At 37.7% G+C, this 20,435-nt stretch carries 16 protein-coding genes, 2 tRNA genes and 1 other RNA gene; 7 read left to right on the top strand and 12 right to left on the bottom strand.

Going from position 1 to position 20,435, the window contains the following annotated elements; all coding sequences use genetic code 11:
- Positions 1 to 117: 117 nt before the first annotated feature.
- Positions 118 to 203: transfer RNA gene (locus OW492_RS00095), tRNA-Leu, on the bottom strand.
- A gap of 289 nt (positions 204 to 492) precedes the next feature.
- Between OW492_RS00095 and OW492_RS00090 the strand changes: the two genes are divergently transcribed.
- Complete coding sequence (locus tag OW492_RS00090) at positions 493 to 2,259, top strand: choice-of-anchor I family protein (protein ID WP_290037555.1); 1,767 nt, start codon at positions 493 to 495, stop codon at positions 2,257 to 2,259.
- Between the two features lie 265 nt (positions 2,260 to 2,524).
- Positions 2,525 to 2,600, top strand: a tRNA-Ala gene (locus tag OW492_RS00085).
- Positions 2,601 to 2,604: 4 nt separating this feature from the next.
- Here OW492_RS00085 and tesB read toward each other — a convergent pair.
- The 4 genes from tesB to thrA all read right to left on the bottom strand — a co-directional run bounded on the left by tesB (position 2,605) and on the right by thrA (position 8,308).
- Positions 2,605 to 3,519 (bottom strand): acyl-CoA thioesterase II, encoded by a 915-nt coding sequence (gene tesB / locus OW492_RS00080; RefSeq protein ID WP_290037554.1) that lies wholly within the window; start codon positions 3,517 to 3,519, stop codon positions 2,605 to 2,607.
- A gap of 63 nt (positions 3,520 to 3,582) precedes the next feature.
- A complete protein-coding gene (gene thrC / locus OW492_RS00075; protein WP_290037552.1) occupies positions 3,583 to 4,860 on the bottom strand; it encodes a threonine synthase in 1,278 nt (425 codons plus the stop codon).
- Entirely contained in the window at positions 4,857 to 5,813 is a 957-nt protein-coding gene (thrB, locus tag OW492_RS00070) for a homoserine kinase (protein WP_290037551.1), read from the bottom strand. The genes thrC and thrB overlap by 4 nt, the downstream gene beginning before the upstream one ends.
- Positions 5,814 to 5,845: 32 nt before the next feature.
- The gene (gene thrA / locus OW492_RS00065; protein ID WP_290037549.1) at positions 5,846 to 8,308 is read right to left on the bottom strand and encodes a bifunctional aspartate kinase/homoserine dehydrogenase I; all 2,463 of its coding nucleotides are present in this window, start codon (positions 8,306 to 8,308) and stop codon (positions 5,846 to 5,848) included.
- Between the two features lie 527 nt (positions 8,309 to 8,835).
- Here thrA and arcA point away from each other — a divergent pair.
- The gene (arcA, locus tag OW492_RS00060) at positions 8,836 to 9,555 is read left to right on the top strand and encodes a two-component system response regulator ArcA (protein WP_290037547.1); all 720 of its coding nucleotides are present in this window, start codon (positions 8,836 to 8,838) and stop codon (positions 9,553 to 9,555) included.
- A 100-nt stretch (positions 9,556 to 9,655) separates the two neighbouring features.
- On the opposite strand, the gene arcB is transcribed toward arcA, so the two are convergent.
- Positions 9,656 to 11,899, bottom strand: coding sequence for an aerobic respiration two-component sensor histidine kinase ArcB (arcB, locus tag OW492_RS00055; RefSeq protein WP_290037545.1), 2,244 nt, complete (start codon positions 11,897 to 11,899; stop codon positions 9,656 to 9,658).
- A gap of 282 nt (positions 11,900 to 12,181) precedes the next feature.
- Between arcB and folE2 the strand changes: the two genes are divergently transcribed.
- Positions 12,182 to 13,102, top strand: coding sequence for a GTP cyclohydrolase FolE2 (folE2, locus tag OW492_RS00050; RefSeq protein WP_290037542.1), 921 nt, complete (start codon positions 12,182 to 12,184; stop codon positions 13,100 to 13,102).
- Positions 13,103 to 13,310: 208 nt separating this feature from the next.
- Here the strand turns inward: folE2 and OW492_RS00045 are convergent, their stop codons facing one another.
- A complete protein-coding gene (locus OW492_RS00045; protein ID WP_290037540.1) occupies positions 13,311 to 13,988 on the bottom strand; it encodes a pseudouridine synthase in 678 nt (225 codons plus the stop codon).
- A gap of 198 nt (positions 13,989 to 14,186) precedes the next feature.
- Here OW492_RS00045 and OW492_RS00040 point away from each other — a divergent pair, with 198 nt between their 5' ends.
- Positions 14,187 to 14,795: a DNA-3-methyladenine glycosylase 2 family protein gene (locus tag OW492_RS00040; protein ID WP_290037539.1), complete on the top strand. Its 609-nt coding sequence runs from the start codon at positions 14,187 to 14,189 to the stop codon at positions 14,793 to 14,795.
- A 246-nt stretch (positions 14,796 to 15,041) separates the two neighbouring features.
- Here OW492_RS00040 and ssrA read toward each other — a convergent pair.
- Both ssrA and smpB read right to left on the bottom strand, forming a co-directional pair.
- Positions 15,042 to 15,396: a transfer-messenger RNA gene (gene ssrA / locus OW492_RS00035) on the bottom strand.
- Between the two features lie 94 nt (positions 15,397 to 15,490).
- Positions 15,491 to 15,976 carry an SsrA-binding protein SmpB gene (gene smpB / locus OW492_RS00030; RefSeq protein WP_290037537.1) on the bottom strand — a complete coding sequence of 162 codons (486 nt, stop codon included), beginning with the start codon at positions 15,974 to 15,976 and terminating at the stop codon, positions 15,491 to 15,493.
- Between the two features lie 160 nt (positions 15,977 to 16,136).
- On the opposite strand from smpB, the gene OW492_RS00025 reads away from it, so the two are divergent.
- Both OW492_RS00025 and OW492_RS00020 read left to right on the top strand, forming a co-directional pair.
- Positions 16,137 to 16,574: a type II toxin-antitoxin system RatA family toxin gene (locus OW492_RS00025; protein ID WP_290037536.1), complete on the top strand. Its 438-nt coding sequence runs from the start codon at positions 16,137 to 16,139 to the stop codon at positions 16,572 to 16,574.
- Positions 16,575 to 16,592: 18 nt separating this feature from the next.
- Positions 16,593 to 16,892, top strand: coding sequence for an RnfH family protein (locus OW492_RS00020; protein WP_290037534.1), 300 nt, complete (start codon positions 16,593 to 16,595; stop codon positions 16,890 to 16,892).
- A gap of 89 nt (positions 16,893 to 16,981) precedes the next feature.
- On the opposite strand, the gene OW492_RS00015 is transcribed toward OW492_RS00020, so the two are convergent.
- The 3 genes from OW492_RS00015 to OW492_RS00005 all read right to left on the bottom strand — a co-directional run bounded on the left by OW492_RS00015 (position 16,982) and on the right by OW492_RS00005 (position 19,944).
- Positions 16,982 to 18,241, bottom strand: coding sequence for an outer membrane protein transport protein (locus OW492_RS00015; RefSeq protein ID WP_290037533.1), 1,260 nt, complete (start codon positions 18,239 to 18,241; stop codon positions 16,982 to 16,984).
- A gap of 230 nt (positions 18,242 to 18,471) precedes the next feature.
- Positions 18,472 to 19,368 carry a glucosaminidase domain-containing protein gene (locus tag OW492_RS00010; RefSeq protein WP_290037531.1) on the bottom strand — a complete coding sequence of 299 codons (897 nt, stop codon included), beginning with the start codon at positions 19,366 to 19,368 and terminating at the stop codon, positions 18,472 to 18,474.
- Positions 19,369 to 19,596: 228 nt separating this feature from the next.
- Positions 19,597 to 19,944, bottom strand: a complete 348-nt coding sequence (locus OW492_RS00005) for a hypothetical protein (protein WP_290037530.1) — start codon at positions 19,942 to 19,944, stop codon at positions 19,597 to 19,599.
- Positions 19,945 to 20,435 lie beyond the last annotated feature (491 nt).

Raw genomic sequence — 20,435 nt, 5'->3', positions numbered from 1 at the left:
ATTACTATAGAAAATTTAGATCCCCCTAATACAGTGGGAATAAGTGTTATAATGGTGGTAATTACTAAATTAAAGGTAAAAAAAAAGCCTCGCATATGCGAAGCTTTTTCTTATAATTGGTGCCCGGAGCCAGACTTGAACTGGCACGCCTATTAAGCGACGGATTTTAAATCCGTTGTGTCTACCGATTTCACCACCCGGGCGATTGCTTTAAAGTGTTCTCAAGCAAGTGAGGCGTATTATAGAGAAGTTAATGCTAAGCACAACCCCTAAACAGTAATAAAAACGAAATAATTAACTGACCGCTTATATTTTCAACATGTTGATATTAAAAGAACAATTATTGTTTTAAATTTAAACGTGCCGCCATGTTTTGCCTACGTTAACGATGATTTTTTGTTCAAATTAATAGATTGTTTAAGCAAATTAATAGAATTGTCATAAATTCACCTCATATTATTGCTCATCCTTCTTAATGCTCAGAGAAAAATCATGAAATATAATATCATCACTTCCGTTATCCTTTGTTCTACAATCATAACTCCAACTATTATTGCTGCTGAACAAAATGTACCTTCAATAAAACTCGTTGAAGCAGGACGTTATCAATCAAATATATTTGATCAAAGTGCAGCTGAAATTGTCACCTTTGATAAAAATACACAGCAAACCTTTGTTGTGAATGCACAATCAGGTCAGATTGACGTAATCAACAGTCAAAACATTGATGACCCGATTTTATCTAAGCATTTGAATGTAAAAGCTGATATCAAGCAGCATCTTAACGCTGAAGCCGGAGCAGCAAATAGTATTGATGCTTACAACGGACTATTGGCTGTAGCTATCGAAGCAAAAACTAAAACAGATATAGGCTGGGTCGCTTTTTACAATACACATGATTTAAGCTTTATTTCTGCCAATGCGTTAGGTGCATTACCCGATATGGTGACTTTTACCCCCAATGGTAAACAAGTATTGGTCGCACTTGAAGGTGAACCAAGTGTCAATAACTACGAAATAGATCCTGAAGGTGAAGTCGCAATCATTGATATTAACTGGAATAATAAATCTCTAACCACAGATAGCAAAATCATCAACTTTAAGGCATTTAATCAATCTGGTTCTCGACACGCTGACTTGCCTAAAGGGCTATTACTTAACGGATATAAGGCAAGCGTTTCAGAAGATATAGAGCCCGAATACATTGCCGTTAACGAAGATAGTACAAAGGCCTATGTGGCCTTACAGGAAAACAATGCCATCGCTATTATTGACCTTGCAAATAAACGTATCGACCAAATCATGGCTCTAGGTCTGAAAGACCATTTACAAGATGGTAATGAGCTAGATGGAAATGATAAAGATAAAAAAGCACTGTTAAGTAAACAGCCATTGCTCGGTATGTATCAACCCGATTCTATTGCAACAACCCGTATCAATGGTGTTGATTACCTTATTACAGCGAATGAAGGTGATGACCGAAGTGATTGGGTAAGTGACTTATCACAGGCAGAGTGCGAACAAGGCCATTTCTACTATCACTTAGAAGATCAAAAATGTGCCGATGATATTAGCTTAAAAGATGCCTTTTCAAGTCAGATTTATGCACCTAAACTAGCTAGTGCACAATTAGATTTAACTCACTTTGCAAAAGGTGGTTCACTCTCAGATACCGTTGACCGTATTAAATTTTCACATTCAATGACAGCAAAATATGGAGACCTAGACGCCGATGGAAAAGTAGATCGCCTATTAACTTTTGGTGGTCGATCTTTCTCGATTTGGGATATGAAAAGCAATACAATGGTATTTGATTCAGGAAGTGATTTCGAACGTATAACTGCGGAAAAATACGGTAACAACTTTAACCAAAGCCATAGTAAATTAAAAGCCGAAGATCGTAGTGCTAAAAAAGGCCCGGAGCCTGAAGCATTAACCGTTGCAAAGATTGATAACAAGACCTATGCATTTATTGGCTTAGAAAGAATGGGCGGCATTATGGTCTATGACATTAGCAAACCAAGCCAAGCTAAATTTATACAATATCTAAATAATAGAGATATGTCCGTTGATCCAAAAAACAACAAGAAAAATAAAAATGAACAAGGTATTTCAAGCTATAAAGTGGATGCCGGAGACTTAGGGCCAGAAGGGTTTAAGTTTGTTGCTGCAAAAGCAAGCCCAACGGGAACACCTATCTTAATTGTGGGTAATGAAGTGAGTGGCACAACGCGTTTTTATCGAATCGAAACTCAATAACCTCGTTTTAATAAACCATCATTAAACAACACAATAATAAAATGGCTTATTATACCAATCACTTATTTAATATAATGGGTATCGCTAGCATAAGCCATTTTCACTACACAAAATCACTCACTAAAATCGCCACTCGCTTTTGAATATAGCTCATTGATTTAATAATACTTATTTTAATAAAACTATTTTGCTACTGGTTTAATTTAACGTATGATGTTGCCAACAGATAATACTGTTTTAATTTTTCTGTTAGCAGTCATATAGTGGGGCTATAGCTCAGCTGGGAGAGCGCGACGCTGGCAGCGTTGAGGTCTGCGGTTCGATCCCGCATAGCTCCACCACTTCTTATGACTCTTTTGTAGACGCCATTTCGACAGGTACTTTGATCACAGGTTTTGCCTTACGATGTTGTCGTATCAAGCCCTCTTGCACACTAGAAGCCACTAACTTACCTTCTCGCGTAAAGAACTGCCCTTTTACTAAACCACGCCCATCGGAAGCAACCGAGCTTTCAACTGAGTATAATAGCCACTCGTCTAAACGAAAATCATGGTGAAACCACATTGAATGGTCAATAGTAACCACTTGCATTGTTTCATCTAAAAACGACACTCCATGCGGTTGTAACGCTGTAGGTAAAAAGTTAAAGTCTGACGCATATGCAAGAAGATAACGATGTACACGCAAATCATCTGGCATACGCCCATTCGCTTTAAACCATACCAAACGTTTAGGGGGTTCAATATCAGGTTCAACAGGATTAATTAAAGTAACCGGGCGCATCTCTATCGGTTTTTCTGAAACCAGTTTATCGCGAATAAAATCAGGCAGCATATCCGAGTGCAATAACGCCATCTCTTGCTCCGAAATTAGATCTTCCGGCGCAGGTGCATCAGGCATTTCATCTTGATGCTCAAAGCCTTTTTCAGTAGCTTTAAAAGAAGCGGTCATGTAAAAGATAGGCTTACCATTTTGTACCGCTTTAATGCGCCTTGCGGACAATGAGTTACCATCACGAATTCTTTCTACGTCATACACAATTGCTTGGTCTGTTTTACCAGGACGCAAAAAATAAGAGTGAAAAGAATGTACTTGTTGATCAGTTTTTACCGTTTCTTTAGCAGCAGAAATAGCCTGCCCCATAACTTGACCGCCAAATACAGCACCGTACCCTAAGTCTTGGCTTTGCCCTCGATATAAGTTTACTTCTAGTTTTTCTAAACTTAACTGACCTAAAAGATCGTTTAATACCTTACCCATATTTTACTCCCAAAAAAGGGCGTGTAATACGCCCTAATTTAATACTAAAAAGGTTAGTTCATCTTACAAAGACATTAACAATTCGCGTACTTTAGCAAAATCAACCGGAAACTCTTTTGATAATAACGGTAAATCTGCACGAGATGCTAACTCTTCTGGAATGAAGATATCACGGCCTAGGATCTCTTCTACGCTCTCTTTGAATTTAGCAGGATGAGCAGTACATAAGAACAAACCAGTTTCACCTTCTTGAAGCTGAGCTGTTAGTTCATGGAAGGCTATCGCACCATGCGGCTCACACTCGTAACCTAATTTATCCATTTCAACCAAGGTTTTCTTAGTCTCATCATCAGATAACTTACCGTAACCTAATTCAGCTAAAGACCAACCTTTCACTTTGAATAATTCTTCAATACGTGGCCAGTTATTGGGTGCACTTACGTCCATTGCATTAGATAATGTTGCAACTGTCTTCTTCGGTGCCCATGTGCCCTCTTTCAAGTAGCGTGGCACAGTATCATTCTCATTAGTAGCTGCAATAAAGCGTTTAATCGGTAAACCTAATGCTTTTGCTAATAAACCAGCGGTTAAATCACCAAAGTTACCACTTGGAACAGACACGACTAAATTTTCACGTTGTTTAGCATCTAATTGTGCAAACGCTTCAAAGTAGTAACAAATTTGTGCTAATAAACGGCTGATGTTAATTGAGTTAGCAGAGTTTAAACCTACAGCTTGTTTTAACTCTTGGTCATCAAACGCTTGTTTAACCATTGCCTGGCAATCATCAAAATCACCTTCAACAGCCACTGTAGAAATATTACCACCTAATGTACAAAACAGTTTTTCTTGTAATGGACTAATTTTTCCTTTTGGATAAAGGATAACTACGTTGATATTTTCCATACCATAAAATGCATGAGCAACAGCCGCACCAGTATCACCAGACGTTGCTGTTAAAATAGTAATTTTTCCATCGTCCTTAAATGACGCTAAACATTGCGCCATAAAACGTCCACCAAAATCTTTAAACGCAAGCGTTGGACCGTGAAATAACTCTAATGCATTGATATTATCTGTTACTTTTTTTACTGGAGCAGGAAAAGTAAAAGCGTTAGCAACGATACTGTGCACTGTTTCTTTGCTTAGTTCATAACCAATTAAGTGTGATAATACTTCAGTTGAACGATCCACTAGATTCATTTCTAGTAGCGCATCGATATTATCTAACGGTGTAATAGTGTCAGGAAAGAATAAGCCTTGGCCGCGTCCTAGTCCTTGTTTTACAGCCTGTTGAAAGCTGACTTGTTCACTATTGTCTTTGATGTTGTATAAATTCATAACTCTTTTCCTAACACGCGCGCACCCTGTTCATCAAGGTGGCAAATATGACAAAAACCATCTTCATTTTGAAGAAAGTTTTCTGTTAACCAATTTTTTAATAATTCCGCTTGTGATAAATCAGTCATGACTGCAAATACAGTTGGACCTGAACCTGAAATACCCATTGCCAATGCACCACTTTGTTTTGCAAATACACGTGCATCTTCAAAACCAGGGATCAATTGTGAACGATAAGGTTCAGCGATAACATCATTGAGCATAGTTGCCGCTAATGCAGGCTGATTACTATGACAAGCATGTACAAAGGCACCTAAACGACGGCCGTAAGTTAGCGCATCTGATAAACGGTATTGTGATGGTAAAATATCACGTGCTGCCGATGTTGAAATAGCAATACCCGGATAAGCAACTACCCAATACCACTCTTTAAATGAAGGAATTTTTTGGCTGATTTCCCCCCCCTCATTAATCATCAACTGCATGCCGCCTAGGTAGCACGGTGCAACATTATCATAATGTACACTGCCGCTGATTTTACCTTCCATATCCCCCATTAAACTAAGCATAGTATGCTCGTCTAACAGGTAATCGTGCCATGCGTTTAATGCTTCTAATGCCGCAACAATAGAGCTTGAGCTAGAGCCTAGACCACTGCCCACAGGCAAGTTTTTTTCTAGCGTTAGCGACACTGGTAAAATTTCTTTATGCATTTTTGTTAGTGCGGCTTGGTAAGCTAAATAACAATCATAAACAATATTATTTTTATAATCTTCTGGTAGCTTATGTGAATATGGACCTACACACTGTAATGAAAATCCGTAATCACCTTTAGTAATTTTAACACGGTCACCTAATGGCGCTCCGTCAATAGGAGTCAATGCCCCACCTAATACGTCAAATCCTACACTCACATTCGCTGTTGAAGCGGGAGCGTAAACAACAATAGACATTTTAAAACCCCTGTTCCTGATAAGAGTTGATATTAAAACTCTTGTTTCCAGTTTAATGTTCTTAGTACATCGGCAAACACACCCGCTGCAGTTACTTCAGTTCCTGCACCGTAGCCACGTAATACCAATGGAATTGGTTGGTAATATTGGCTATAAAAGGCTAATGCATTTTCACCATCTTTTACCTTATTTAACGGATCATTCTCATCAACCGCCATAATACTACATTTACATTTACCATCTTCAATACTTCCAATGTAACGCAGTACTTTACCTTCTTCATTTGCTTTGTCTTGTAACTCTTTAAAGTAGGCATCAGCTTCAGGCAAACGAGCCATGAATTCGTCAGTTGTACCCGTATCATCAAAACCTGGTGGTAAGGCTTGCTCGACTTCAACGTCGTCTAAACTTAATTCCATGCCCGCTTCTCGTGCTAATATCAGGAGCTTACGTGCTACATCAGTACCGCTTAAGTCATCACGCGGATCAGGTTCGGTAAAACCAATATTACGAGCTTCAGTTGTTACATCAGAGAACGACTGACCTTCATCTAATTTACCAAAAATGAAAGATAAAGAGCCCGATAGAATACCATTAAATTTAACTAAACTGTCACCTGCATTAAACAAGTTTTGCATGTTTTCAATAACTGGTAAACCTGCACCTACGTTAGTATCGTATAAGAATTTACGACGCTTCATTAAAGCAGTTAAACGTAATTGATTATAGTAATCCATGCTACTTGTGTTGGCTTTTTTATTGGCAGTTACCACGTGGAAACCTGCGCCTAAAAAGTCAACATATCGCGCTGCAATTGCATCATTACTTGTACAGTCAACAATCACAGGATTAATGATATGAGAACCATCTACCAAAGCTTTCATTGACACTAATGAGAGCTCTGAAGTGGCATCTTTCAACTGATCACGCCAGTTTGTTAAGTCAACGCCTTTAACATCTAATAACATGGCACGGCTATTTGCTACACCACACACACGAATTGCAATATTACGTTCTGCTAAATAACTTTGTTGGCGGTGGATTTGATCCACTAATGCGCCACCTACACCACCACAACCAATAACAAAAAGGTCGATGAATTGTGCTTTGCTAAAGAAGCTGTGGTGACAAGCTGTTACCGCTTCGTTGGTCTTTTTCTCAGATACTACCGCAGAAATTGAACGCTCAGAAGAGCCCTGCGCAATAGCAGTGACATTAATTGAGGCATCAGTTAACGCCATTAAGAAACGTGCAGCAACACCTTTTTCTTTTTTCATGCCATCGCCAACTAACGAAATAATCGCCTGTTTATCGATAACATCAATCTCTTCTAATAAGTTATTTTCAAACTCTAAACTAAATTCTTCAGTTAATGCATCAATCGCTTGTTGTGTATCATTTGAATAGATACAAAAACTTAAACTGTACTCAGATGATGATTGCGTGATCAAAATAATCGATACACCGGCACGAGAAACTGTCGTAAAGATACGACCGGCCATGCCGACGATACCTTTCATGCCAGGACCCGAGATACTAAGCATACTCAAACCTTTTAAGTCTGAAATACCTTTAACACGTAGCTTTTGATCACTCTTTTGTGAGCTAATCAAAGTACCTTCCGCTTGTGGATTATGCGTGTTTTTAATTAAACAAGGGATGCTATGTTGTGCGATTGGCGCAATAGTTTTTGGGTGCAGAACTTTAGCCCCAAAGTAAGATAACTCCATCGCTTCTGCGTAACTTAACGAACTTAATAAACGAGCATCTTTTACTAAACGTGGGTCACAACTGTAAACACCATCGACATCAGTCCAAATTTCACAACATTCAGCACGTAAACAAGCGGCTAATACTGCGGCAGAATAATCTGAACCATTACGACCTAATACTAAGGTTTCACCTTCAGGATTACCCGCCGTGAATCCAGGCATTAAGTAGATTGCATTAGCGACAATAGTTTCTTTTTCAAATAACGCACGTGATGCTTTAATGTCAATCTGCGCTTCTAAATAACCACCTTTAAAGGAAATAAGCTTTTGTTGAGGGACAATTGTCTCTACTTCTTGACCTTTTGCAATTAACAATTGCTTCATACAAGCAATACTTAATACTTCACCTTTGCTCAAAATACGCGCTTCAATACTCGGAGGACACTGTCCTAATAAGCGAACACCTTCTAATAACTTGGTTAGCTCAGCGATTTCAGTTTCGAAGGTAGTACGTAATAATTCATCAGCTAATTCAACGTAAGTTGACTTCAAACCTTGGATAAGTTCTGAAAATATTTTTTGAATCGCAACTAAATGCTCGTCAGCAGATAATCCTTGGCTGGTTTTTTCTACGACTGCAACTAAGTTATTAGTCACACCTGATGGTGCTGATAAAACTAATGCAATTTGAGATTGTTGATGATTATTAATGACAATATCAGCAACCTGATTAAAACGTTGTGCATTTGCTAATGAAGTCCCGCCAAATTTAAGTACGCGCATCGTACCCCCCTGCTTTAATACGAAAAAACCCGCCATCAATAGCGGGTTTTATAAAGATTGAATTTACTTTTTTACAAATAACCAAAAGCACTGCAATCGAAGTGCAGCGCTACTTTGTTTAAACTGAAAAATTGAAGTTAAATCCATGTGTTTTTGTTATTTTCGTTAAATCTATTATCTCTCGATTATATCAAAGCTTATTGCTGACTGAAACAAACAACGGAAATAGGTTGCAATTAATTGGCATAACAAATAACAAAATGTTAGCTAAACCCACAAATCTGTTGATAAATATCAATTAGATAAGCTAAAAGGCTCGTTTAGCGACATAATAAGTTGTTATCTATATGTTAAGTAATTACACTTTAGCTATTAGAAACTAAGTTTTTTAAACCGCATTCGTATTCAACGCCCTACATTGTTTAAAAAACACCTCGTCATATACATGTACATGGCATTAACGGTTTCACTCTACTTAACTTCAAGCGAAGTAGAGAAAGCATTATTAATTTTATAGGAGTCAATTCATGTCTAGCGCTAAAATTTTAGTTGTTGAAGATGAGTTAGTAACACGAAGTACATTAAAAAGTGTTTTTGAAGCAGAAGGTTACCAAGTCTTTGAAGCCAATGATGGCGAAGAGATGCACCAGGTATTAGATAACAATGATATTCACCTTATTATTATGGATATCAACTTACCAGGTAAAAACGGTTTGCTATTAGCACGAGAAATCCGCGAACATAAAAATATCGCATTAATATTCCTAACTGGACGCGATAATGAAGTTGATAAGATTTTAGGCTTAGAAATTGGCGCTGATGATTATATTACTAAACCCTTTAATCCACGTGAATTAACGATTCGTGCTCGTAATTTATTAACACGTACCATGCAAGATACGTTATATTTTGAACAAGTTCGCCAGAAAGTTGAATCTTACAAGTTTAGCGGTTGGACACTGGAAATAGACAGTCGCTCATTAATTAGCCCAAATGGCCAAGTATTTAAGTTACCACGCAGTGAATTTAGAGCAATTCTACATTTCATTGAAAACCCGGGTAAAATTCAAACCCGTGCAGATTTATTAATGAAAATGACTGGCCGTGAGCTTAAAACCCATGACCGGACAGTTGATGTAACGATTCGTCGTATCCGTAAACACTTTGAAAGTGTGCCAGAATCAGCAGAGATTATTTCAACAATCCATGGTGAAGGTTATCGTTTTTGCGGTGAACTAGAAAACTAAAGACGTTTTATACGTCACTTTATATCAAAAAGGCTAACAAATTTGTTAGCCTTTTTACTATCTATCCGTGATTGTACTTAGCACCACTCACGTTAATGACTTAACCATTGGCTACGATCCACTTTTTCAAGTCAGCAACATCTTTCAAGTACAAGTTTTTAATCATATCGTGCCAGTCATCAATATTATCCCACCATGCAGGCAAGTCAGGTGATTGCATTTTTTGTGCTAGGTTTTGTATACGTAATAAACCAATAGAAGCGGCGGCTCCTTTAATCTTATGAGATTTATCGACTATCCCTTGCTGATTTTTGGCTACCATATGACTTTCCAATACAGCAAGATATTCAGGCATTAACCCTTCGAACAGGCTGACATTATCTAACATTACCGATGTAGGTAAGAACTCCATTAGCTCTTTTAACATGATTTCATTGAACAATGTGACTTGAACTTTACTTACCTCTGTTTCTTGGTGAGTACTTTGGGTCAAGGAAATCGCTCGACCATCGCTAAAATGACGCTCTAACATGGCATTTAATAAAGATAAGCTTAATGGTTTACCGATCGCATCATCTAAGCCTTTTTCGACAAATTGCTGAGTATTAGAGAAGACATTTGCAGTTAAAGCAACAATTGGTGGTAAGTCTTTTTGCGTTTCACGTAAACGACGTGTCACTTCATAACCATCCATATCCGGTAATTGGATGTCCATTAAAATCAATTGATAATCATATTGAGTTACTTTATCAATCGCTTCTTGACCATTCATTGCTACATCAACCTGATGCCCTTGTTTCTCCAATAATGCACGTGCGACTAATATATTGAGTTCAATATCTTCAACTAACAAAATCGATAAGGTTGGTGCAGTGAAATGAGACTTAACCTGTTTAGGCGAGCATGCACTTGGCAGTTCAAGCGTAAATGTACTGCCTTTACCTAGTTTGCTGGAGACCGTTAAACGCCCTCGCATCGCTTCTACGATTTGGCTCGATACCGCCAAACCAATCCCAGTCCCTGTTGCATGGCGCTCTCCTTTTACTTGATAATACATAGCAAAGATTTTATCTAGCTTATCTTCCGGGATCCCAACACCTGTATCTTCAACTTCAAAACGTAACCATTTATTATTACCGTCTATCTTATGACTACAACGAATAGTCACTTGCCCATGATCAGTAAATTTCACCGCATTAGTGATTAAATTCCATAGTACTTGGCGCAAACGAGTCCCATCAGAATACAAACAGCTAGGTAAGTCAGGGGATTGCTCAAATACTAATTTAAGTTTTTTCTGCTCCGTTTGAATATACGCTAAACTTTGCAAATCATTCATAAAATCGTCAACAGTAATACAATCATTGGCTAAATTTAAACGTCTTCTATCTAATTTATCAAGATCTACAATATCATTAAAAATATTACCTAAGGTAATAGCACTCATGTGGATAGTTTTAAGATACTGTATTTGCTCTTGATTAAAGCTTTCATCTAGTAACATACGACTCAAGCCTACTATACCATTAAGTGGCGTACGTAATTCATGGCTAATAGTCGAAATAAAAGTAGTTTTATCGCGGCTTGCTTTTTCAAGAAATTCTTGATGTTTCTTACGGTCAGTGATGTCTCGGCCAAAACCTATTAATCCTATGCACTCTTGTCGACTATTGAATAAAGGCAGAGCTCGGATTTCAAAATATGATAGATGGCCATTAGGGTATTGTAACCAAGTCGCATGAATTTCCTCTTGGTGAGTTTCAATAACTCTATGATGACGCTCAGTAACCGCTTCAGCATACTCTGGCGGAAATATATCACTTGGCGATAATCCTACTAATTGATCTTCAGTTTTTCCAAGTAGCTTACCCATTGCTTTATTACAACTCACAAAACGTTCATCCACATCACAATGGAAAATAAGGTCAGGAGAAGTATCAAAAAAAGAGCGTAAGAGACTAGTGCCTTCTATGAGTTGTAACTGGGTTTTTTGATGTTCTAGAATCTCATTTTCTAGCAGCGTCGTTTTAGCTTTATCATCTCTAGAAATATTTTCTAGCTTTTGTACTGTTGATGCCAATCGGTGTCTCGCATTATCTAAATCACCAACCACCACACTTAAAAAATAAACAGCCCAGGGAGTAATAATTAAGCCAAGCACAAAAGAACGAAATATATCAGCGAGATCTAACTCTTCAGAGAAAACATGGGTAATAATTACCTGTAAACAAGCATCAGCTGAAATAATGGCAAAAGCTAATAATAAGCTAAATTTGATTGGGCCGAGTCGTTTTAATAACGCCACATAATAATGCACCCAGGTTTTAAGGTTAAGTAAACTCACGCATCCTCACTCTGTTTATCAACAAAATAGTTATTTAACTATTGTACCGACTTTATTTGCCGTTAACCTTCTTCAAATCAAAACTGTTGTTAAATTCAGTAAAATCAATCACTTTTTTCTTAAGTATTACCTATTGATCTACAAGTATTGGTATAAATTATCAATTAGTTTGAAAAAACCTTTGTATTTCATGGTTTTTAATTGTCGAGAACCCGTTTATAATGCGCGCTCAATTTTATAATCATTTATCCATGTAAAGCATGTTGAAGGGAGCCTTATTGAATGGCAATGCCAGATATCGCAAATAGCGCACAAGCTCAAACTGAAGGAACGCTTGACCGCGTTGGTATGAGTAATATTGAGTTACCGTTAATGGTACAAACAGATAATTGCCCTGCTCAACAAGTCAGCGCAAAGGCTGAAGTATTCGTAAACCTTGGTGACCCACAAGCAAAAGGCATTCACATGTCTCGTTTGTACTTGCAGTTAGATCAACTTTCTACCGAGTCTGAATTAACGCTTGATACATTAACAACTCTTTTAAATGGCTTTATTGAAAGTCACCATGATTTGAGTTCTGAAGCTTTTGTTAAAATTGCTTTTGATTATAACTTGCGTCGTAAGTCACTAATCAGTGAGAAACGTGGTTGGAAAGCTTACCCAGTAGTCATTGTAGGCCGTTTAATCGATGGAAAGTTTGATTTCGAATTAAAAGTAGATGTACCTTATTCTTCAACTTGCCCATGCTCTGCCGCATTAGCACGTCAATTAATTCAAGATGCATTTAGCAAACAGTATGATCAACAAGAAAATGTTGCTAAAGAAGATGTATTAACTTGGTTAGGTTCAACGCAAGGCATTGTAGCAACACCACACAGCCAACGTAGTGTTGCAGAAATTAAGGTTAAATTAAGCGATACAGCGGATAACTTTCCTATTATTGCATTAATAGATTTAATTGAAGCAACCCTGAAAACACCAGTACAAGCAGCAGTTAAACGTGAAGATGAGCAAGAGTTTGCACGCTTAAATGGTCAAAACTTAATGTTTTGTGAAGATGCAGCTCGTCAATTGAAATTTGCATTAAATGAACAAGTATTATTTGATGATTTCTGGTTGCGTGTAAATCATTACGAAAGCTTACATGCCCACGATGCAGTATCAGTAACAACCAAAGGCATTCAAGGCGGCTACCAAGCTTAAGCAATACTAAATCCTATAATCAACAACCTCTGCTCAGTGATGTTCAGAGGTTTTTTTGTACCTACTTTTCCATGTCTAATTAAGTTAAACGCTGAATAATAAAGTTATTTGTTTAATTAAAACGATTTAATGAAGCACTAACCAGTTTATTGTGCTCCCCACAAAAGTAGTAACGGGTCCCCTTTGCTCATCCAAACCTGAGATAACTTTACTGACCATTAACAGGCTCAGTAAAAGGCACTTCCGTTCTAAAGTTAACCAGTTTTTTACTGTAAGGATGTTGAATAGTTATCTCACTTGCATGTAACAGCAAACGTGGTGATAAATTTAATGCAATAGGGTCTGCATAAAAGCCATCACCTAAAATAGGATGGCCTATTGCCATCATGTGAAGACGTAGTTGATGTGTACGCCCAGTCACGGGCATCAGTTTAACCAAAGTACTTTGTTCCCCGTAACTAACCACCTCATAAAAAGTTTTACATTGCTTTCCTGCTTTATCGTCTACTCGATGGCGCGGTGGGTTATCAATGTCTTTGCCAAGAGGAATATCAATACATCCCTGTTTATCTTTAATATGGCCTAACACCCTTGCATAGTAAATCTTCTTAGTTTCTCGCTCTTGAAATTGTATTTTTAACGCACGCTCTGCATCTTTTCTTAATGCAAAAATAATGACACCTGAAGTGGCAAGATCTAACCTATGTACCGTATGGCTATTAGGGTGTTTTTCTAACAAACGGCTATACATACTGTCGTGGCGTTCAATATCACGGCCAGGCACAGATAAAATACCCGCTGGTTTGTTAAACACAATCATATCTTTATCTTTATAAATCGTATCTAACCAAGGCTCTGTCGGTGGTTCATAATAAAAATCGTTCATAAATATCTTTTTACTGTCGTCTATGCAGGGCTATTAATAGTCGCACAAGATACCTGTTTGCTATGCTTTTATCAATCACACATACCTAATACTCATTGCATGAATATCATTACATATATTAAAGTAGGTAGCCTTTTAACAGCTTAAATCAATGACTCAATCAATATTATATTGCCTAAGTTATCGGTGAGATTAATTATGGATGAACAAACCATTGCACGCGGCATGCAAGCACTCAGCCTATTGGATGAAGACATCGCAGCAGCTTTCAAAGAGCTAGGTCCGCCTTCACCTAGATCAAGACCAGCAGGGTTTGAAACCTTTCTATCCACCATAGTAGGACAGCAATTATCAACTAAAGTAGCTGCAATTATTATGCAACGACTGATCAATTTAATGGGCTCAGTCACCCCAGCGAGATTAATTGAAATAGAAGATCAAGCGCTAAGGGATGTAGGCCTGTCTTGGCGCAAAGTAGAATATGTAAAGCGTTTAGCCAATGCCATCATCACAAACAGCTTAGATATAGAATCATTAAGTGATTTAAGTGATGAAGAGGCAATTATCGAGATCATGCAACTAAAAGGTTTTGGGCGCTGGAGTGCAGAAATCTATTTGATATTTTCTTTAAACAGACAAGATATTTTTCCTGCTGATGATCTAGGGATATTATTGGGGTTAGCAAAACTAAAAGGCTTAACAGAGAAACCAACCCCTAAACAAGCACGACAAATGGTTGAACATTGGCAAGGTTGGCGAAGTGTCGGTTCATTATTTCTTTGGCAGTATTACCATCAACCTAAATAAGTTTTACTGAAATAAGCTCATTCTCTCGATTAGTTATCAATACAATAGAACGCGAATCAAGGTAAATAAGAGTTTACTCTCCTCACTTAATGACGTCCCAGTCTATGATAAAAGGCCACACTCTCTGTCTAAACCTTTGTACTCTTAGTCAAATAACAACCAGGAAACTAGTAATTAACATGTTAAAAAAACTTACAGATACAAAAAAGGCTGAAATCCGTTAAGAAATCAGCCTTTTTCAGTAGGTGGTGGAGATGGGGGGAGTCGAACCCCCGTCCGAAAAGCCTACGTCCTCGGTACTACATGCTTAGTCTATCTTTAGATTAACTCTCGACACTCCGACAGACAGGATTGCAAAGAGCGAGTTCGATACTATTTCGCGGTTCACCCTCGAACAAGGTTCCCTCGCTATCCAAATGTAAATGACCTTCCGAATCCCTGCCCATAGGAGAAACGTGGGTGGAAGGCTAGCTAGCCTAAGCTGCTAGAGCGTAGTTATCGTCGTTTGCAACTATAACTTTGACGGCTTTTTACGAGGCCAGCCGTCACCTCGGCATGCACCTTGGGTTTCATGAATCTCGTCGAGTCCTAAATCATCCCCAGATGGTTAGTAATAAATTACCAACATGTTGAGTCTAACAAAGCTATTTGCATCAAGATAGTATTATCTAACAAATAACGTGCCAGTTGCTCATTTATCGAGCGTCATGCTTCATCATGCGCTCTTTTTGTACTTTCCACTCACGATCTTTAACGTCATTACGCTTATCATGATCCTGTTTACCTTTTGCTAAAGCAAAGGAGATTTTAACCCAGGCTTTTTTCCAGTATAGCGATACAGGGATAATTGAATAACCTTGACGCTCTACTTTACCAACCAAGTTATCAAGCTCTCGACGCTTAAGTAGCAGTTTGCGGTAACGTAAAGGATCACAAACAACATGAGATGATGCTGCAATCAATGGTGGAAATGTTGCATTAAGTAACCAAGCTTCTCCATTTTTTAAGAAAATGTAGCTATCTGCAATATTTGCTTTACCTGCACGTAATGTTTTAACTTCCCAACCTTGTAGCTCAAGTCCCGCTTCAAAACGTTCCTCTAAGTGATACTCATGAGAAGCACGTTTATTGCGTGCAATCGTATTATCGTTGTTTTTTGATTTTGAATTTTTTTTAGCCATAGACTCCATTATAAAGTTTGTTTTTTTAAATGGCTATTTGATTTGTCGAAAAGTCACTCATTCGCAAGCATTTTTCTTATTTTATTCGCTAATTTTATCGGTTTTTTTTCAGTTCGACGAATGCATCGTGTAATATGCTATTTTTTAAATGGGGTGAAACATGGCTGAAGTATCACGAAGCGCATTGTTGATGTATAGCGCACAAGAAATGTATCAATTAGTAAACGATGTGAATGCTTATCCTGAGTTTTTGCCTGGTTGCAGCGCGACGGAAATATTAGTCGATGAAGCGGATACCATGAAAGCATCAATTAAAGTTTCTAAAGCAGGTATTGGTCAAACATTCATTACAGAAAACACATTAATCCCAGCTAAATCAATCAGTATGAATTTAGTGGAAGGCCCTTTTAAACATTTAACGGGCGGTTGGACCTTTACTGCATTAGATGATCAAGCTTGTAAAGTCAGTTTAGATCTACAATTTGAATTCAGTAGCTCTATTGTAGAGTTGGCCTTTGGCCGTATTTTCCATGAACTAATCGGGTCAATGGTAAAGTCGTTTTCAAATAGAGCAAAAACTGTTTACGGCAATCGTTAATGTTAAGGTGATAAATTAATGAATGAATTAATCGACATAGAAGTAGTTTATGGTTTGCCGCATAAGCAAGTATTACTCTCGTTAAAAGTACCTACTGGCACAACCATTGAACATGCTATAAAGCTATCAGGTATTGTTAAACATTTCCCTGAAATCATTCCTAGTGAAGCTACTGTTGGTATTTTTAGTAAACCAGACAAATTAGAAAGCACGGTTAAGCAAGGCGACCGTATAGAAATATACCGACCATTGATTGCTGACCCGAAAGAGATGCGTAAACTACGTGCGGAAAGAGCGCAACAGGCAAATAAAAGCTAAGTGAAATAAATATTAAAAACAACAAAGCGCTGAGTGAAACCAAAGGTTATTTCGTTTCACTCAGCGCTTTTTAATTCAACCATTAAAAATTAAAATTGGTGGCTGTATTGAAGTGCAACAAGGATTGCATTAGCTTGGGTTGTTCCTGTGATTGAAGATACACCAGTAGTTTCTTCATTTACTTCAACGGTTTGGCCTAATAAATAAGTCCCGCCAAGATCTACATTAGCATTCTTTGAAAAGTGGTAAGTCACTCCAGCAGAAAACCATTGCCTATCTGAATCCGGCACTGAAATAGAGGTCACCTCATCCTGAGCACTTTGGTCATATAAATAGCCAGTGCGTAATGTCCACGTTTCGTTTAAGTAGTACGTACCACCAATTGCAAAGTGCATCGCATCTTTCCATTGGTAATTACTAATTGTACCGTAAGTATCTGACTCTAAAGTGTCGAATGAAGACCAGCCTATCCATTGCACACTGTAATGCACGGCATATTGTGTATCTTTAATGCGGTGGTAACCTGAAAACTCTGCCATATCAGGCAATCCTAAGGTTAATGTATCGTCATCAGTAGTTGAACCATTAAAGCTCACTTCACCTTTTACTTTTAAATCAGGGCTATAGCGATAAGATAAACCAAAACGGTTATTCTCATTCAGCTCATACACAACACCAACATTAAACCCTAAGCCAAAGCCATTCACATCTGCATCTAGGGCTTCAGTTGTTCCTAACACAGACCCATCGACAGGCGAATAGAAGTATACATCTCTTTCTAATTTACCTATTCCGTAAATAACGTCTAGCCCGCCACCAATACTCCATTGGTTGTCAAGGCGGTATGAAATAGCAAAGCCTAAATTAAGGCTTTCAACATCGGTATAACCACCATATTCGCCACCTGTAAACGAATCATCAAAGTCAGTTCTAGTTCCAAAATTTGTGTATAAATTAACACCCACGGCAACTTTTTCATTCAAAGGAAATATAGCGTGGATATTAGGGATAACGGATAATCCACCAGCATCGTCGTAGTTAGAACTTCCACTATATCCTGTAACATTACTCGAATAAGTTCCATCTTCCACACTGATATTTGTTTCTAATAAGATTAGCCCCAATGATAGTGATTTTTTTTCAAATAAAGCCATAGCCGCGGCATTCCTAGCCATTACAGAGGCGTTATCTGCAATAACTGCATCACCAGCAAAAGCACGTCCCAGCCCAGTTGCTGATTGTGCATTTAATTGAAAACCAGCCGCGTTAACTTGTAGTGTAGTAGCTGTTAAAAACCCCATTAGTATGGTTTGTTTAAAAATTTTATTGCAGTTTGCCCTTCTGCTCATAATCTCTTCCTTGCTCGTAAACTTGAAATAACTAACTAATTCAGCGAGTAAGCTTAGTTGAAATTACTCTTCTTCATGTAGATGCCGCTGAAAACCGTGATCAGATGCAAACGCTAGTGATAATAATTGTCAAAAAAATTGAGTTAAGTTGGGGTTTTAACATCACTTCCCCCAAGCCTATCTCGTTAAATCGTATTGTTAACCTTAGTAAAATGACTAACTGGTGCGAATTAATAAACCAAATGCACTAATTTATTATTCGATAAATAAGTATCATCAGTTAATCCAAGTTTGTTGTAACTAATTAAATGACGTAACCCATCAATATAAGCTTGTCCACGCTCAGAATATTTAATAAGCGTACCAGCCAATAAAGTGCCGGAGTATGTTTTACCTGCTGCCACTTCTTTCGCTCTTAAATCGCGCAATGATTGATAAGCTGAAGTTGAGTTAATATTCAACATGTACCCTTCTACTGAGGCTAATGGGCTATCAAAACGTTTAATTCCGTAGTTACCTAACTCAGTGCGTTGTTGCTTTGGTTTTATGCCGTTGCCACTAAAATCCCACTGCCCGAAGAAAGCGTTACCTTCAAGTGCAAAGCGCGAAGTACCCCAAGCACTTTCTTCTGCTGCTTGTGCTAGCGCTAATGATGGAGGAATAGTATTAACGCGCGTTAGCAGATCCTGTTGTTGCTGCTTAGTTAAGCTATCAGTACCTTTGTCTACTACCTTATATTTCACACCTATCGCGATAAGCTCTGTAGAAGTTAATTTTGCAGACTTAACAATTTCACGCTCTTGAAGAATACGCTCATTAGAAACAAGTACTAAGGGCAGCATCAGACGTAAAAAAATCGTTTTCTTATTTTCGACTGGCATATTTTCTGATATTTCTTGCCATTTAGGATTCACTTTCTCAAAAGTTAGCCTTGGTACTTCTTTATCACCTTTTTCCCAATCTTCTTGAGTGTAATGAAGCTCCGTAAACACCGCATCGAGGTCTTCTAAAGAGGTGATTTTTACTTCTTTAGGGTTAGACATTAGTTTGTCTGCTGGCGAAGTATTCTCAGAACAAGCTGAAATAAACAACAAAGCCATTAAAGTAATAACTAGCAATTTTTTCATAATGTAAGTTTCCAATTTTGTACATTTATTTTGATACGAAATTCAACAAAGAAACGATCAAGTCGTAATTCTACGTAGTTTTAAACGATAAAATGAGATGAGTAGACTTAATAATGAGATGAATTAATGCAGTGCTTGTTAAATAAGGGCAGGAGATTACTCGAAAAGGAACAAGGTAACAAATAAATTTATCATGTTACCTTCTCAAATTTTTATAAAAAAACTAATTTAAAGGCCCGTTTGAATAACGCCAACAAGCGTTAATAAGTGGATAATAGGTAGCATTAACATACAAACCAGCGCTAACCACATTAACCAACCAATAAAACCATTATTTCTCATGGTTTTTAAAATGCCATCACCATGAATTTTACCGACATAAAATAGCAATGCATATTGAATACACATGATACCCAAAACCACGGGTAAAGCCGGCAAGCCTAATGATTGCACAACGGGCGGAATGGTTAGAATTGACATATAAGCTACGACAATAATAATAACAAATGCCTTTGGCATAAATCCGGTTAAATCACGAAGAACTGAATCGCCAGGTTTAGAACCATTGCTGTCCATATTGACCTCTACATAAATAAAATAAGTGAAATAAGCTGGTAATCAAATGGTCTACTATCAATTAACAACTGTTATATGTATTACTATAATACGCTATAACGCCATAAAAGTGCTGTACTTAACATGATAGTGTGATGGCAATACTTTGAAGGTTAATAACTATACAGTGCATAAAATAGATCGTGCATTTACCGAACAAGCTATCAGCACTATAAAACAAATGGCGTTTCAGACTTGCTATTACATCACTTCATTTAGCTAAATAGAAAATAACCAGATTATCCTAACTTTGATATTAACAGTTCAAATAAGCACCTAATATGTTTAAAAAACAACAATTAGTCCATTCTTTAAGCAACTGGCACTTGATTTGCTTATTTTCTCTAAATAACACTTGCATTATAATGTGATCTCTATATCATTCGCCGCACTTAAACGGACGCGAGATGGAGCAGCTTGGTAGCTCGTCGGGCTCATAACCCGAAGGTCGT

It is taken from the genome of Psychromonas sp. 14N.309.X.WAT.B.A12 (assembly GCF_030397575.1).
Taxonomy (GTDB): domain Bacteria; phylum Pseudomonadota; class Gammaproteobacteria; order Enterobacterales; family Psychromonadaceae; genus Psychromonas.
The sequence above is the reverse complement of the archived record's forward strand: the minus strand, read 5'-3'. Positions and strand labels throughout refer to the sequence as shown.

Coding starts and splice junctions, on each gene's coding strand:
- OW492_RS00090 (WP_290037555.1), top strand. CDS start 493: ATGAAATATAATATCATCACTTCCGTTATCCTTTGTTCTACAATCATA.
- tesB (WP_290037554.1), bottom strand. CDS start 3,519: ATGGGTAAGGTATTAAACGATCTTTTAGGTCAGTTAAGTTTAGAAAAA.
- thrC (WP_290037552.1), bottom strand. CDS start 4,860: ATGAATTTATACAACATCAAAGACAATAGTGAACAAGTCAGCTTTCAA.
- thrB (WP_290037551.1), bottom strand. CDS start 5,813: ATGTCTATTGTTGTTTACGCTCCCGCTTCAACAGCGAATGTGAGTGTA.
- thrA (WP_290037549.1), bottom strand. CDS start 8,308: ATGCGCGTACTTAAATTTGGCGGGACTTCATTAGCAAATGCACAACGT.
- arcA (WP_290037547.1), top strand. CDS start 8,836: ATGTCTAGCGCTAAAATTTTAGTTGTTGAAGATGAGTTAGTAACACGA.
- folE2 (WP_290037542.1), top strand. CDS start 12,182: ATGGCAATGCCAGATATCGCAAATAGCGCACAAGCTCAAACTGAAGGA.
- OW492_RS00045 (WP_290037540.1), bottom strand. CDS start 13,988: ATGAACGATTTTTATTATGAACCACCGACAGAGCCTTGGTTAGATACG.
- OW492_RS00040 (WP_290037539.1), top strand. CDS start 14,187: ATGGATGAACAAACCATTGCACGCGGCATGCAAGCACTCAGCCTATTG.
- smpB (WP_290037537.1), bottom strand. CDS start 15,976: ATGGCTAAAAAAAATTCAAAATCAAAAAACAACGATAATACGATTGCA.
- OW492_RS00025 (WP_290037536.1), top strand. CDS start 16,137: ATGGCTGAAGTATCACGAAGCGCATTGTTGATGTATAGCGCACAAGAA.
- OW492_RS00020 (WP_290037534.1), top strand. CDS start 16,593: ATGAATGAATTAATCGACATAGAAGTAGTTTATGGTTTGCCGCATAAG.
- OW492_RS00015 (WP_290037533.1), bottom strand. CDS start 18,241: ATGAGCAGAAGGGCAAACTGCAATAAAATTTTTAAACAAACCATACTA.
- OW492_RS00010 (WP_290037531.1), bottom strand. CDS start 19,368: ATGAAAAAATTGCTAGTTATTACTTTAATGGCTTTGTTGTTTATTTCA.
- OW492_RS00005 (WP_290037530.1), bottom strand. CDS start 19,944: ATGGACAGCAATGGTTCTAAACCTGGCGATTCAGTTCTTCGTGATTTA.